The organism is Gudongella oleilytica (assembly GCF_004101785.1).
GTDB classification, from domain to species: Bacteria; Bacillota; Clostridia; order Tissierellales; family Tissierellaceae; genus Gudongella; species Gudongella oleilytica.
In genome coordinates this window covers 1,009,878-1,025,170 of the sequence record NZ_CP035130.1, presented here as the reverse complement: position 1 = coordinate 1,025,170, position 15,293 = coordinate 1,009,878, and the positions used below count along the sequence as shown (strand labels likewise).

Sequence of the window (15,293 nt, the reverse complement as noted above, 5' to 3'; positions counted from 1 at the left end):
CAATGCTTCTGCCCGCTATTCCGTCACAATTCTTCTTAATCCCACTGAAGCAGCCTTCTCTCACCCTGCAGCTGCGAAATTCCTGTTATGTCCTGGCTTACCTCGATGACTCCTTTGTAGCTGCCTGAATCGTCTCTCAACGCAAAATACTGGATCAGTACCTTCTTACCCTTTATATTGATCCAGAAGGTCGCTGTATCTCTTTCTCCTCTTCTAAAGGAGTCTACAATTTCCTCGACTATATGGACGCTGTCCGGCGGGTGGCAATTTTTTACATCACGCCCTATTATTGCGGGCGACCTTGGAAAGATCCTGTCCTTTGGTCTTGTAAAGAACCTTACTTTATTGTTTTCATCTACAAAGGTCATATCAACAGGAAGGGAATTGAATACCAATGCCATCTGATCCATGGTAAGCTCGCCGGTTTCTGTCCTGAAGGTCCCTTTTGATCCATCCACAGCCATAGACTCCTTAATAAACTCAGGGTCCCAGGTTTTTTGTATATATGGGAACTCATACTCATAGCTCTGTTTGTGCATATCGTACCACTCGTGTTCCTCAAGGACCTCACTTGCCGAAGGGAAAAGGATTAGCTCCTCCTTTCTGACCAGACCCAGCACTCCAAAGAACATCTGGGCAATTGCAACGTTGACCGCATGGTCTTCACTCTCCGGATCCTTTATCAGCTCGATTGCGTATTCGATTTCCCTTTTGACCTCGTCGTGTAGAGCCCACATTATTGTAAGGCCTTGGAATTTCTCCATTTTCTTCTCAAGATATGGAAACAGTATATTTTCCTTTTTGGTGTAGTGAGGATAGAATTCCTTAAGCTCTTCAACGAGAGGAAGTAGCTTTTGTCTTCTTATTGATGGTACAGGCTCCCTGATAACGATCTTTATACCTTCGATTTTCTTCTTCATTTCCTCGTTTTCAAGCATAAGATCCATGAGAAAGTTGTCATTCTTAGGTCTTTGGTATCTGTAGTTGGAAAGGCTTTCAAAAAATACATTTATTATCTTATCAAGGAATAACAATATTTCATACTCCTTGAGGCCATCCTGAAGAAGTCCATGGAATATCTCAAAGGCTTCCTGAGGTGTTACTGTATCTATATCCTCCTTGTATTCCAGATAAAGACTCCTGCCATCCTCCCTGGAGTTTAGTCTTTTGATGTAGGTCATCAGTCGATTTATCTTATCCATATTATCCTCCTTCGGTATATACGGTTATTATACCATTTATAGATGTCCAATGACAAAATCGGAGGCTGATTTAAGGTTACGATTTTGTTACTTTTCTAAGCCTATAACAAAAGTCCAGCTGCAGCTTTTTAGACTGCCCTGGACCTGGTATTACTTATTCTCTTTCTTGCCAAATATTTTAATGTACTCATCCCTTGTCATCGAGTAGCATAAGTCGTCACATATTTTGCCATCATATGTTACTGTCGCGTTCCTCAACATGCCCTCATAGGTAAAGCCGCATTTCTCGATCACTCTCCTGGAGCGTTCATTGTCAGGGTAATGATAAACAGACAGCAGGGACACCTTCATCCCCTCAAATGCATGCTTAACCAGCGCAAGGGTCGCTTCAGTACATAGTCCTCTTCCCCAATATTCGGGGTTCAACACATATCCGAGCATTCTCGCTCCTTTGTTGTCTCGTTTTCGGTCCTTATGTACTCCAATGGAGCCTATGACCTTGGAGTTCTCCTTGAGCTCCAGAGCCCAAATCTCGTTGTTATTTGAAAAATTCTTCAAAAGAAGAAGAGCTTCCTCACGGTCTCTGTGATAATCCCAGCCTGCATTCGGGCCGACAAGTGGATTGCTGGAATATTCATAAAAATCTCCGATATCGCTTAGCTTGAACCTTCTAAGCCTGAGTCTTTCAGTTTCAATTGACGGCATATATACACCCCGATTTACTAATATTGCGATAATTATACCAAAAGGATTATTAATTGGGAATAGTTTACAGCTATAAAATGATGAGACTCAAGGCCATTAGTGCCATTCCTCCGATCATACCCCATATGGCTATGTGGTGCTGACCATATTTCTCTGCTGTTGGCAATAGCTCATCAAGTGATATATATACCATTATACCTGCCACGGCAGCAAAAATGTAGCCAAACATTGAATCGTCAAAAAAGTTCATAAGCAGGAAATAGCCTGCAATTGCTCCGAGAGGCTCGGACAATCCTGACATGAATGAATACTTGAATGCTTTCTTTTTGTTCCCTGTCGCAAAATATATCGGTACAGACACGGCAATTCCTTCAGGAATATTGTGGATCGCTATGGCTACTGCAATGGATATGCCAAGGGAAGGATCCTGAAGTGCACTTATAAAGGTTGCAAGTCCTTCAGGAAAGTTGTGGATCGCTATGGCAAGTGCTGAGAACAATCCCATCCTCATAAGCTCATGGCTTTCATCGGGAACTATCCTCATTTCCCTGACGTCTCTCATTTCGTGGGGGTTTTCACCACTGGGCACGAACTTATCTATTAGTGCAATAACTGCTATGCCTGCGAAGAAAGCGAAGGTAGTTGCCGCCAGCCCCATAGTCGGCCCATAAATACCCTCAAGGGACTCTCTCGCTTTTGCGAAAATTTCAACAAAGGAAACGTATATCATGACTCCTGCAGAAAAACCAAGTGCTGCTGAAAGGAATTTTTTGTTTGTCTGCTTTGTGTAGAATGCCAGTGCGCTTCCAATACCTGTTGACAATCCAGCAAAAAGGGTTATCCCGAATGCGAATAATAACTCATTTGTGCTTGGGTTCATAATGCTCCTCCATGTAAGTTAAATTGCTGTTTTTAATATTATCATATCCATTAGCTCCATAAAAGCCTGTCAGCACAGAGCTTCGCCGCTTTTCAATATCCTTACAAAGATCTCAGAAAGCTCCGGATCGAATTGAGTTCCTGCATTATCCATAATCTCAACAATGGCATCCTCGATAGTGAGTCTCTCTCTGTAGGGTCTGCCTCCTGTCATTGCATCATATGCATCGATAATGGCTATGATCCTTGATAAAAGAGGTATTTCCTCTCCCTTCAGACCTGATGGGTAGCCCTTGCCATCCCATCTCTCGTGGTGTGAAAGGATGTAGTCGGCTATTGCGGCAAGATCCATTGAGGCCATGGCTATCCTGTAGCCCATCTCGGGATGTCGTCTCAGCACTTCCCACTCTTCATTGGTCAGAGGTTCCTTCTTACTAAGAAGCTCTGAATCGATAGTTACCTTCCCAAGGTCATGTATAGAAGCAAGTATGATCAGCTGCTGGATCACTTCCTCATCCAGACGCAGCTCTTCGCCAAGCTTTTGAGCTATGCACTGAAGTGTGGACAGATTCTCCTCCCGCATCTCGCCCCTTCTGGATAGCATGTCCCTGATAGAGGCCAGTATGCTGTTGTGTGAGCTTCTGTGTTCAAAGAGCTTATTTTTATACATTATGTCCTCAGCATTTCTAATTGACTCATCAAGGCTTTCATCCCGAGTGTTTACAGTATCCAGACCAAGTGAAATGCTTATCTTGATAGGAGTATCCCTATTATCTTCATTGTATATCATTATACCCTTTTCAATTCTTTCAAGAACTGTCGAAGCGGTATCCTTGGGTGTATGCGGGAGAAATATGGCAAATTCGTCTCCACCGATCCTGGTGACTATGTCGGAGCTTCTCACTGATTCCTTTAGAATATTTGCTGTCTCCTTTATGAGGCAATCGCCAAATTCATGGCCAAAGGCGTCATTTATCATCTTCAGACCATTTATATCTCCGATAATTACAGAGATCGGAAGAGCATCATCGAAAATAAGCTGAGATGATAGCTCCGTGAAATATCTTCTGTTATATAGTCCGGTCATGGAATCGTGGTAGGTAAGGAAGTTGATCTGCTCCTCCCTTTTTTTCTGAAGAGTCACATCGACGATTATTCCTTCAAGTGCCTCTATTTGGCCATCTATATCATAGATTGCCTGCCCCTGCTCATAGACCCACTTAAGTCTGTTGTCCTTTGTCCTGATCTGGTATTCAAGGTTATATGGCCTATTCTCGCTTGCAGCAATATTAATGGTTTCCCAAACATTCTCGCGATGCTCCTCCTGTATCACCTCATTATATGAAATCATAGAATTTTGTATCAGCTCCTCAGGATCGTAGCCGGTAAGACCCTTGCATCCATCTGATATGTATTCCATGGTCCAATCCTTGTCCAATGTACGCCTGTAGACCATCCCCGGAATATTATCAAGAAGCCTGAGCTTCATTCTTTCAGATTTGGAGGTGTCATTTGCTCCGGTTATGACAACAATTGCACACCTTTTGTCATCCAGTCTTATGGCCTTTGCCTGGCAGCTGCAGCCCAAAAGCTCCGTCCACCTTTCTGAAGGCTGGTCATTCATAAGGGAGTCCAATATTATTGCTTTGATTTGTTCAAAGAGAAAGCTTCCCAGTGAATTGCCCAGTATTGTCCTATCCTCCGGGATCTTCATCTTCAGGGCATTAATTATACTGTCATTTGCCTCCACAATAACCATGCCGGCAGGGTCATTAGGGATGTCCTGGGATTCAAGTATTACATAACCCACGGAAGCCTTATTCATTATTAAAGCACTACTTGCTGAATCCATAGTTAAACCTCCAAATCACTAACAACACACTTTAGGTGTTTATACCCATAAAACTTTCGGAGTTAACTGTATCAGATCCATAGATTTCACCAAACTTTCACCTGCCGGATTTGAATTGTAACCCCATCCACTCTTTTTTTATGGTATACTGTATAGGTATTAACAGGAGAGGAGAGCTGAATAAATGAAAAGTGTATTAAACAAAAAAGGAAAATTGACTGCACTTATAGCTATAGTGCTGATTTTTGGGGCTTTTGCAGGAGCTTGTTCAAACTCAGGAGACGAAGAAGTCGTTGCGATGGTAAATGATGTTAAGATCACTAAGGGTGAATTCTATGACTACCTGGTTGAGCAAAATGGTGAAGAAGTCCTCGAAGCATTGATCCTTGAGACGATGCTGCAGCTGGAAGTGGAGGCGAACAATATCGAAGTATCTGAAGATGAGATAGACGTTGAGTATGCTGAGATGGCAGCGGCTTATGGTGGAGAAGAGGGACTTAAGAACACTTTGCAGATGTATGGCTATACAGAAGAAAGTATCAGGAAGAATTTGAAGCTTAATCTGAGCATAGAAAAGCTTATGGAGCCTTTGATCACAGTATCTGATGAAGAGATAGCACTATATTTTGCAGAAAACAAAGAGGATTTTGACGTATCTGAGCAAGTCAAAGCGAGCCATATTCTTGTGGCTACAAAGGAAGAGGCTGACGACATACTGGATAAGCTCAACTCCGGTGAGAGCTTCGAGGACCTTGCAAAGGAGTATTCTCTTGATACCAGCAATGCAGGCAATGGCGGAGATCTTGGATATTTTGGGAAGGGTGCCATGGTGCAGCCATTTGAGGACGTTGCGTTCAGACTTGCTGTAGGTGAAGTAAGCGAACCTGTTGAAACATCTTTCGGCTTTCACATAATAAAGGTGTTCGATAAGAAAGCAGCTGAGGAGGCTACTCTTGAGGGTTCAAAGGAAACAATAACCGAGGTTCTCAAAGAGACTAAAATGACTGAGGCATACCAGACCTGGTATAGTGAAGTCAAAGGAAAATACACAGTTAAGAATAACCTGTTCAATTAGATTATATAGATCCGGGGTGCCATATGGCATCCCGTTTTTATATCTCATCCTGAAATGCCCTAAAATACGAAAAATTCAGTTAATAAACCATTGCAATATTGCGTAAAAGTACTCAACGGGGTATAATTGTTAAGGGAGTGTGAGAGGATGAAATTTTTCGAGAAGCTTAATTTATTGCTGAACATGTTTGGAATTACAAATTATCAACTTGCAGAAGCTCTGCAGGTAGACGTATCTCTGATAAGCAGATGGCGTACAGGTAATCGATTACCCTCTGAAAGAAGCAGTCATTTGGAGGATATCTCAATGCTTATTGTGGAAAAGGCGATTGAGTTGGAAATGATTAATGATCTGATTGAGCAGCTTGGACTTTCCCTGTCATCTGCATCAGGCGAATCGGATGCAATCAAAGACAACCTGATGCATTGGTTAAAGGATGAAGCACCTGATAAAAATGCCAGCCTTATAAAAAATCTCATTGAGAAAATTGAGTTTTTTGGTATTGAACCAGGAGATCAGGATTTGAAGGTAACAGCTGATCTGGACGATTTTCTTATAACGTCCGATTATGTTGGTCTGGAGGGAAAACGTGAGGGTATTAAGAGGTTCTTATTTGAAGCAAGCCTTCTTGAGCCTTCTAATATCTATCTCTACAGTGATGAGCCATTGTCCTGGCTTATCGATGACGTGAATTTTTATTTTACCTGGACGCAGCTGCTTAACAGGGTGCTACAGAAAGGGCACAGGTTTATCCTTGTCCACTCCGTAGAGGGTGAGCTTGAGAATATTCTCGGTGCGATTGAAAAGTGGCTTCCAATCTATATGAATGGAAATCTTGAGTCATATTACTACCCTACGGATAATTGGGGTCCATTCAGGCAGACTCTGATGATTGCCGGGGAATCATTGGCACTAACGTCTGCTTCACTTGAAAACAGATCTGATTCACAGCTTAACTATTATATTACAGATAAAGCCAAGGTAAAGTCACTTATTGAAACCTTCTACGGTCTCATTGAAAAGTGTCAACCCTTGCTTAAGGTATTTACTGATAAGAACAGGACCGAGTATTTTAAGGAGCTTCTTGATGCTGAATCAATATTTTCTGAAACCTGCACCTTCAGTCAAAGTCTCAGCTCAATAACAATGCCGGTATCTGTAATTGGCGAGGTACATGAAAACGCAGGCTGGATGAAGGAAAGCGCTGAAAAATTCCTTCTTGAAAGACAGAAGCTTTTTTTTAAGTGCCTTAAGGATAACAGATATATTGAAATCCTGTCCCTTCCAAGTGTAGAGGATGTTAAATCAGAAAAAGTGATGATCGATCTCAGCCACTTCTTTCCGGATGGTCCCCTGCCCTACACGCTTGGGCATTACAAGCAGCATCTTATAAATATGATCTCATTACTGGAGACTTATGAGAATTACAGCGTGATATTACTTGACAAGAAGCTGTTCAAGGACATAAAGATATTGGTAAGAATAGATGCTTTTTCGATCATTTCCAGATACAAGCCCAGACCCGTTACTATCTTATTCAAGTATAACGGTATAAACAAGGGTCTTTTTGAATATATAAACGAAAGGATCAAGGAGGCAGATCAAAAAGCTTACGACAGGGAGATAGTCCTTGCGAAGCTTAAGGAGCTTCTCAGAGCATTGAATCAATAATAGCGATTTTTGATATCTTAAGTCATTGCTGCTGATGGTATAAATCATTAGCGGCAATTTTTTATTGACAACTATACCCCATTGGGGTATAGTTACTTTATAAGAAAGAGACTGGTACGAACGTATTGGTTTTCAAAAGTATTGGAGGTGCGAGATGAGTTTCGAAATCAATTTACACAAAAAAACATCAGCAGCCATTCAGGATGATAATAAGATTTATGATCTTCTTATTTTGGGTGCTGGCCCAGCAGGACTTAATGCTGCTTTATACGCTAAGAGGAAGGGCTTGGAAACATTAATAATTGCCCGGGACAAAGGTGGTCAGGTAATTGATACTTCATCCGTCGAAAACTACCTTGGCCTTCCTTCTCTCTCAGGAGAAGGTCTGGTGAAAAAATTTTTAGAACATGTCAAAGAGCTTAATGTTACAATTCTTGAATATGAGGAAGTCGAGAAGGTACAAAACGATACTGAATCAAACGTCAAGATTGTCACCTTGAAGAGCGGCAAAGCTTTCAGAACAAAAACAGTCATCATTGCAACCGGGAGCAAGCCTCGAAGACTGGGTATTACTGGTGAAAAGGAGTTTTCAGGTAAGGGCGTCTGCTATTGCGCCATATGCGACGGCCCACTGTTTGCAGAGGAAGAAGTCGTCGTAGCAGGTGGAGGAAATTCAGCCGTTGAAGCCGCCCTTGACCTATCGAAGATTGCAGCTAAGGTAACGCTCGTTCACCGTTCGCAGTTCAGGGCTGATAAGGTTTTGGTTGATCAACTGATTCAAAAACCAAATGTGAAAATTAAGCTTGCTACAGAAATACTCGAAGTTATTGGTGGCAAATTTATGAGTGGAATAAGGGTGCTGGATAAGGAAAGTTCAAAAGAATATATAATTGAAGCGTCAGGGTTATTCGTGGAGATTGGTTATTTGCCAAATAGCGAAATGTTTGCGGGTTTTGTCGAGTTGAACTCCAGAAATGAAATAGCCGTTGACCGTTACGGAATGACAAGTGTTCCCGGTGTGTTCGCTGCTGGTGATGTTACTGACACACCTTACAAGCAAATCATAATGTCGGCTGCTGATGGTGCAAAATGTGCACTGGCTGCAAACGACTATATAAATAACCTGAAATAATAAGGGGGATAACAGATGAAGTATATCAATGAAGAGGTATTAGAACAACTAAAGGACGTATTCTCAGCCATGAAGGATGAAGTTAAAATCGCTCTTTTCACCAAGGAGGAACTTTGCGAGACTTGTCTTGAAACCAGGGATTTTGTTGGTGAGTTAGTCCAGGCATCCCCTAAGATGTCACTGGTTGAATACGACCTTGATAAGGATTCAGACCTGGCTGAGAAATTCGAAGTTTCTCTTGCACCCAGTCTTGTTCTTCTCGATAAAACAGGCGAATATAAGAGAATCAAATTTAACGGTATACCTTCAGGACATGAGATAAACTCCTTTATAAGCAGCGTTATCGCTGTATCAGGAAATGGTCAACCTTTGGCTGAATCTATCACTGAAAGACTTTCAAAGGTTAAAAAGCCTGTAAATATAAAGGTTTTTGTAACTCTTGGCTGCCCGCATTGTCCGGGTGCAGTTGAAAAAGCTCACCACCTGGCATTGTTGAATGATAACATTACTGCAGATATGATTGAGGCACAAACCTTCTATGATCTGTCAGACGAGTATAATGTATCAAGCGTGCCGAAGATAGTAATAAATGATATTTACGAATTCGTTGGAAACCAACCTCTGGAAGTATTTCTTGAAGAGATAGAGAAAACTCAAGTTGCATAAAAAATGCCATCCGATCGGATGGCATTTTTTATACTCTTATTAAAGTTTTTTAGAGAATATTGCAAGAACTGCTATTACAGCAAGTCCAAACAGCATCAAACTGGTTTGAGCTATTCCAGTAATTCCAAAGAAAGCTACTATAGCGATAGCTATAGGAATAACAAATTTGACAAGTGCATACCAAAACTCAAACAAACCGAACTTTATTGCACCACCGTTTGTCATTTCTTCCTTCAACTCGTTCTTATCCATGAACCAGCCAACAAATACTGCCAGTATCAAGCCACCGATTGCAAGGAATATCTTGTCTGTCAATATGTCGAAGAAGTCGAATGCCCCAACTCCAAATAAGGTAAATCCTGACATTACTCCAAGTGACAAGGATGATAGTATCCCAGTTACTACCATTATAGCTCCTGATAAATATACTGATTTCTTCCTTGCCCATCCTCTTTCGTCCATCAAGTATGCTACTACTACCTCAAGGAGTGATACTGAGGAGGTAAGTGCCGCAACCATAAGAGCTATAAAGAATATTGCTGAGAATATTGGTCCAAGACCACCCATTTGTGCAAATATCTGAGGAACTACTACGAATACAAGACCAGGGCCAGCTGCTGGCTCCATCCCAAATGCAAATAATGCAGGGAATATTGCAACACCTGCCAACAATGCAACACTTGTATCCATTAGTGATACTGTAAGTGCACTTGAAGGAAGGTTTTCACTCTTGCTAAGGTAGGATCCGTATGTGATCATACAGCCCATACCAAGGCTTAGTGAGAAGAAAGCTTGTCCTAGTGCTGCAAGGAATGTTCCGCCGTTAACTACTGACCAGTCAGGCTTAAAAAGGAAATCAAGGCCTGCTCCTGCTCCAGGAAGTGTGACACTTCTAATGGCGATAAGAATCAATAGTACAAATAATGTAGGCATAAGGATCTTTCCAGCTTTTTCGATTCCACCGGAAATACCCTTCGCAACAATAACAATGTTGATTGCAAGGAATATTGCCATCCATATCAACGGCTCAACTGGGTTACCAATGAATGCTCCAAACATGTCCCCAATTGCTGCAGGATCTGAAAGCAATCCAGTAAAGGATTTCAAAATATAGGCAGTAGCCCAACCTCCAACTACTGGATAAAAACCCATTATGAAGAATGCACTAAGAACTCCAAGAACCCCTGCAAAGGTAAAGCTTCTGTTGATTTTTTTGTAAGCACCAACTGCTGCTAAACCAGTTTTTCTTCCTACTGTGAATTCAGCAAGCATTATACTGAATCCAATGAAAACAACAAACATCAAATAAATTACAATAAATGCTCCACCGCCGTTTTCGCCTGCCAAGTACGGAAATCTCCAGATGTTACCAAGTCCTACGGCCGAACCTGCTGCTGCCATGATAAAGCCGATCCTGGAACCCCAATTTTCTCTTTTGTTTTCCATCAAATTCCCTCCTTTGATTTTGATTTAATAGGAAACATCCCATCTATAGAATATATTAATACATCCAATGAATTTTGTCTACTTAGAATTTACAGATTATTAAGACAAGTTTGTTAACTGTTTGACAGTAAATTTCGCCACACTAAGCAAAGATAAATTGGGTCTGATCCTGAACGAAAGTAATTTGCTGATTAATTGTTATATGTTTTTAATCCAGCTACTGAACATCGATCAAGCGTATTTCCCGTTTATAAAAGCAAAGCGTTGAAATCTTACGATTCCAACGCTTTCAGGTTGATTTGCGTAAGTATTTTATATTTGAATCTTTGTTAATTTATTTTCATATTTTGTGAAAACCTTTTCATGAGTGGAATAATTCGTCTTCATGTTTAGATCCACTATAATTTGAAGGTATTCTTAGCAGCGTTCCTGGCGCCTTTTGCAAAAGCCTTAAGTATAAGCACAGAATTTTCCTTCATGACCTCACCGAGCATACCGCAGGCTTCTATGGTCGCACTTCTTCTTAATGCCTTTCTTTCCGGGATTGTTACTGAGCTAAGATATCCTTGGGCAATGCAGCCTACTCGAAGGGTTAGAAGAGCATTTACTGAGCCTTCAGTTATTGAGTTAACAACAAGATTCGTCGCCATTACCGCTCCAGGGACCAGGGTAGCCATCCCTCCTCCCAGTATGGATGCAATAAGAGGCTCAACCTGCTCGTCCAATAGATCCAGATCTTCAATCCCTCTGGCCATAAGTACTGTTGCTGCAACGTTGCCATAAAGTGATACTAATCTCGCTATCGATGGCCGCTCCTCATATATCCTGGACACCTCCCACAGCATTTTTGTTAGTGTTCCCAGTACAAAAAAACTGTCCAGCACACCATTTTGCGAAATTGATGTGGAAAGAAAAACCCCTGTAGCTTTTCCTTTTATAAGCTCTCTGGATCGTTTACCCAATATCTCATAAGCCTGGATGATTTGATTCTTTAAATCTGAACCATCTGAAAACTGATAATCTTTCTCCCTGAGATATCTGTTTTTCTGAAGCCTTCGTTTGGTCTCATTAAGGTAATTAGCGAATTCAGGAGAGTTCTCGTCCTCAGGTATCGGGAGAGCCTTCCTGAAGCTTAAGAAGCTAATAAGTGGTAATAACAATAGGGCAAGAAACACAAGAAGCAAAACTACAAGTGTAATCTGACCCAACAGTGGATGGATCCCTGACATGAAGGATGAAATCTGTATCACATTGTTGAAGGCAATGATCATTAGCAGTACCAAAAGTCCTATCCCGACTCTTATCAAGGTCTTAATAATCGGTTGAAATGTGTCAACAGGCTTTTCCATAATAGGTCTCCTCTATGTTTTATTTCTCTTTCTGTAATATGGACGTTTCTTCTTTTCTAAAGGGATATTCTCCTCTTCTGGTGGCTCCTCCTCTGATCTTAAAGAAACCCAAAGTGAAGTGCCTCCCTCTCCTCCCGACTCTATTCTTAGAAAATCAAATTTCTTAAGGAATTTGGAGAGCTTGGTGTCACCATAGTTTCTGACGTCAAAATCGGGGTACCTTTTGGCCAGCCTGTTTCCTATCTCACCCATATTCATCCTTTGGTCTTCACCAGATGCCTCGGCCAGCATCTTCTTTATTGCAAGCTTAATAACACTCAGATCGGTCATGCTCTTTTCCTGATCTTCAGTAATAGCCGCCTTACTCTTTCCGTTTCCTGTTGAGTTGTTTCTGCCATCTCTGTCCTGGTCTCTGTCTTCTTCAAGCCCGATTGCCTTTTTCTCTGACTCCGCCAGAACATCCAGATACTTAAAGAGGTTACAGGCTGAAATGAAAGGCTTAGGTGTTTTTCTCTCTCCCATGCCTATAACCATCATCCCTGATTCTCTTAGCCTTGCTGAAAGCTTTGTAAAGTCGCTGTCACTTGATACTATACAGTAGCCATCTACATTTCCTGAGTATAGAATATCCATGGCATCGATGATCATGGCTGAATCTGTTGCATTTTTCCCGACAGTATAATTATATTGCTGAACCGGGGTTACTGAGTTTTCAAGCAATACATCCTTCCATGCAGCTGCTCCTGGTTTAGTCCAGTCCCCGTATATCCTTTTATAAGTAGCAGTCCCATAATTGGCAGTTTCATCAAGGATGTACTTTATATATTTCGCTGATACATTGTCAGCATCTATAAGAACCGCAAATCTCTTATCCTCCAACTCTACTTCCCTCCTTTCCAGTTTCCGATCTTCTCTGCAACTCTAATACCATCAACAGCTGCTGATATTATACCTCCTGCGTAGCCTGCACCTTCACCTGCCGGATATAGACCTTTGATATTTGTCTGCAGCTCCTCGTCTCTTGTTATTCTCACTGGTGACGAGCTCCTTGTTTCGACCCCTGTCATAACTGCATCGGGTCTGGCAAACCCCTTAAGCCTTTTATCAAATTCAATTATTGCCATTTTCATTGTTTCTGTAACATAAGGAGGAAGACACTTTCTCAGATCAGTCATTACTACGCCCGGCTTGTAGCTGGGCTCAATTCCTTCAAAAGCTTTTGAGGTCCTATCCACAAGAAAATCTCCGACTAATTGTGCTGGTGCTTTATATGACCCTCCTGAGGCCTCGTATGCACTTCTTTCCCAGCACCTTTGGAACTCGACTCCAGCAAGCGGGTGATCACTCCCAAAATCCTCGGGGGTAACATTGACTAATAAGGCTGCATTGGCGTTTACCCTGTCTCTGGCTCTTTCACTCATTCCATTTGTGACTGTCATCCCTTCCTCAGAAGCTGCAGCTACTACGGTTCCACCTGGACACATGCAAAAGGTATAGGCTGACCTCCCATTGTCAAAGTGACCGGACAGCTTGTAGTCGGCAGCTCCCAGCCGAGGGTGAGTGTACAGCTCTCCATATTGACTTCTGCTTATCATTTCCTGTGGATGCTCTATCCTTACACCGATGGAAAATGCCTTCTGTTGAATGCCGATCCCAGAGTGGTAGAGCATCTCGAAGGTATCTCTGGCACTGTGGCCCAATGCCAGAACAACCTTATCGGTCTCCAATTCATCAGCCCCGTTGATTACTACACCTGCAACAGCACCATCTCTGATAATAAGGTCTGTTACCTTTGCCTGAAATCTCACCTCGCCACCAAGGGATATTATTCTTTCCCGAAGATTCGAGACTACTCTCCTCAATATATCCGTACCTATGTGAGGTTTATTCACATAAAGGATATCCTCAGGAGCACCGGCTTCAACAAAGTACTCCAGGACCTTTCTGCAGCGTGGGTCCTTGATCAATGTTGTGAGCTTACCATCTGAGAAGGTTCCTGCTCCCCCTTCACCAAACTGAACATTTGATTCAGTGTTAAGTATTCCCGTTTCCCAGAATTTCTCAACATCCCTGACTCTGTCATCCACCCTCTTACCTCTTTCAAGAAGAATGGGATTATATCCAAGCTCCGCAAGTACCATTCCTGCAAAAATTCCTGATGGCCCTGTACCTACAATCACAGGGCGTATAGAATCCTTCTCAGCGATTGGAGTATATTTAAAGCTAATGCTCTCTGCCTTTATTACTCCTTTTTTTGAAAGTCTCTTAAGCATTTTATCTTCGTTATCTACCTGGAAGTCGACTGAATAGACAAAGCTGATCATATCTTTTTTCCTGGCATCGATCGATTTTTTATATATCGACCATTCTCTTATCTCATCCGTTCTTATTCCCAGGGTCCTTGATAAAATTTCAGGGAGCTGTCTTTCATTCTGAGCAAGTGAAAGCTTGATTTCCGGCACTCTAAGCATAGGCTTCACCTTCCCTGAAAGGACCGCATTCAGAGCTCAGTATTGTAAGTTTCCTGCCAAATATTTCTCTCAGACCATCGATAGAAGCCGGGCAAACTTCTGCAATTACACAAGTAGCTGGTCCTGCGGATTTTTTAAGATCAATTACTGTCTCTAATGGCTTTACTCCAAATTGGCTCAATTCCCATTCAACGCCATGGGATCCGACTGGAATTATTTCATATATTCCCTCGGCTTTCTTCAATCTGATGAACTCTTCTGGTAAAATCATTTTCTCAGGGTTTTCAAGAACCTCCATACCGACAAGCGGCTCACCAATAAGTACATACACTGGATTGCTGCACTTTGTTTTTTCCCTCTTTTCTCTAACCCCGGTCAGAGCTATGGTAATGGTCGTCTGGTGGACCTTGAAATTCTTCTCGCTGCTTGATATATGGGGAATGTCAATAAAGCCGAAATCATTGAGGCATTTTTCGATCCCTGCTTCTGTCTTATTATGATCCGCCAAGTCCGCTATGTGGTTAAAAGCATATCCAACCGGTCTTGCACCAAGGGATATTAGCTCCATAAGAGCTACCTTACAAGCTGTCCAGGCTACTTCTTCGATTTCCAGCGGAAATAAATCTCCCTCGAGGTTACCAATACCTGTACACCCATCGGTCGTTATGACCAGCTCATGTTCGCTGTCCAAATCAATAATTACAGCATCTCTCAATCGTATCATCCTTTTCTGACAAAATATCCTGTGAATACCTAAATTTTACAGTAATTATGCTTATTAGTCCAGCGAAGACTCGCTATTGTGATCCATGTAAAATAGAAAACCCTGGTCAGTTTTACGTATA

13 protein-coding genes are annotated in these 15,293 nt (G+C 41.9%); 4 read left to right on the top strand and 9 right to left on the bottom strand.

Going from position 1 to position 15,293, the window contains the following annotated elements; genetic code table 11:
* Positions 1 to 35 precede the first annotated feature (35 nt).
* From EC328_RS04660 to EC328_RS04645, 4 genes are all read right to left on the bottom strand, one after another.
* Positions 36 to 1,202, bottom strand: a complete 1,167-nt coding sequence (locus EC328_RS04660) for a DUF438 domain-containing protein (protein ID WP_128425716.1) — start codon at positions 1,200 to 1,202, stop codon at positions 36 to 38.
* 150 nt (positions 1,203 to 1,352) lie between these two features.
* Positions 1,353 to 1,907 (bottom strand): GNAT family N-acetyltransferase, encoded by a 555-nt coding sequence (locus EC328_RS04655; protein WP_128425715.1) that lies wholly within the window; start codon positions 1,905 to 1,907, stop codon positions 1,353 to 1,355.
* 70 nt (positions 1,908 to 1,977) lie between these two features.
* Complete coding sequence (gene zupT, locus EC328_RS04650; RefSeq protein WP_128425714.1) at positions 1,978 to 2,787, bottom strand: zinc transporter ZupT; 810 nt, start codon at positions 2,785 to 2,787, stop codon at positions 1,978 to 1,980.
* A 69-nt stretch (positions 2,788 to 2,856) separates the two neighbouring features.
* On the bottom strand, positions 2,857 to 4,638 hold the full coding sequence (locus tag EC328_RS04645) for a diguanylate cyclase (RefSeq protein ID WP_128425713.1): 1,782 nt from the start codon (positions 4,636 to 4,638) through the stop codon (positions 2,857 to 2,859).
* A 184-nt stretch (positions 4,639 to 4,822) separates the two neighbouring features.
* Here EC328_RS04645 and EC328_RS04640 point away from each other — a divergent pair, with 184 nt between their 5' ends.
* The 4 genes from EC328_RS04640 to pdo all read left to right on the top strand — a co-directional run bounded on the left by EC328_RS04640 (position 4,823) and on the right by pdo (position 9,182).
* Positions 4,823 to 5,713 (top strand): foldase protein PrsA, encoded by an 891-nt coding sequence (locus tag EC328_RS04640; protein ID WP_128425712.1) that lies wholly within the window; start codon positions 4,823 to 4,825, stop codon positions 5,711 to 5,713.
* Positions 5,714 to 5,860: 147 nt separating this feature from the next.
* Positions 5,861 to 7,384 (top strand): hypothetical protein, encoded by a 1,524-nt coding sequence (locus EC328_RS04635; RefSeq protein ID WP_128425711.1) that lies wholly within the window; start codon positions 5,861 to 5,863, stop codon positions 7,382 to 7,384.
* 154 nt (positions 7,385 to 7,538) lie between these two features.
* Positions 7,539 to 8,516: an NAD(P)/FAD-dependent oxidoreductase gene (locus tag EC328_RS04630; RefSeq protein WP_128425710.1), complete on the top strand. Its 978-nt coding sequence runs from the start codon at positions 7,539 to 7,541 to the stop codon at positions 8,514 to 8,516.
* Between the two features lie 15 nt (positions 8,517 to 8,531).
* Complete coding sequence (gene pdo, locus EC328_RS04625) at positions 8,532 to 9,182, top strand: protein disulfide oxidoreductase (protein WP_128425709.1); 651 nt, start codon at positions 8,532 to 8,534, stop codon at positions 9,180 to 9,182.
* Positions 9,183 to 9,221: 39 nt separating this feature from the next.
* On the opposite strand, the gene EC328_RS04620 is transcribed toward pdo, so the two are convergent.
* The 5 genes from EC328_RS04620 to EC328_RS04600 form a co-directional block, all read right to left on the bottom strand.
* Positions 9,222 to 10,628, bottom strand: coding sequence for a sodium-dependent transporter (locus tag EC328_RS04620; RefSeq protein WP_164906030.1), 1,407 nt, complete (start codon positions 10,626 to 10,628; stop codon positions 9,222 to 9,224).
* A 398-nt stretch (positions 10,629 to 11,026) separates the two neighbouring features.
* Entirely contained in the window at positions 11,027 to 11,977 is a 951-nt protein-coding gene (locus EC328_RS04615; RefSeq protein WP_128425707.1) for a DUF697 domain-containing protein, read from the bottom strand.
* A 12-nt stretch (positions 11,978 to 11,989) separates the two neighbouring features.
* Positions 11,990 to 12,856, bottom strand: a complete 867-nt coding sequence (locus EC328_RS04610; protein WP_128425706.1) for an NYN domain-containing protein — start codon at positions 12,854 to 12,856, stop codon at positions 11,990 to 11,992.
* Between the two features lie 2 nt (positions 12,857 to 12,858).
* Complete coding sequence (locus tag EC328_RS04605) at positions 12,859 to 14,448, bottom strand: NAD(P)/FAD-dependent oxidoreductase (protein ID WP_128425705.1); 1,590 nt, start codon at positions 14,446 to 14,448, stop codon at positions 12,859 to 12,861.
* Positions 14,441 to 15,172 (bottom strand): hypothetical protein, encoded by a 732-nt coding sequence (locus tag EC328_RS04600; RefSeq protein ID WP_164906029.1) that lies wholly within the window; start codon positions 15,170 to 15,172, stop codon positions 14,441 to 14,443. Before EC328_RS04600 ends, EC328_RS04605 begins: the two co-directional genes overlap by 8 nt.
* Positions 15,173 to 15,293: the final 121 nt, after the last annotated feature.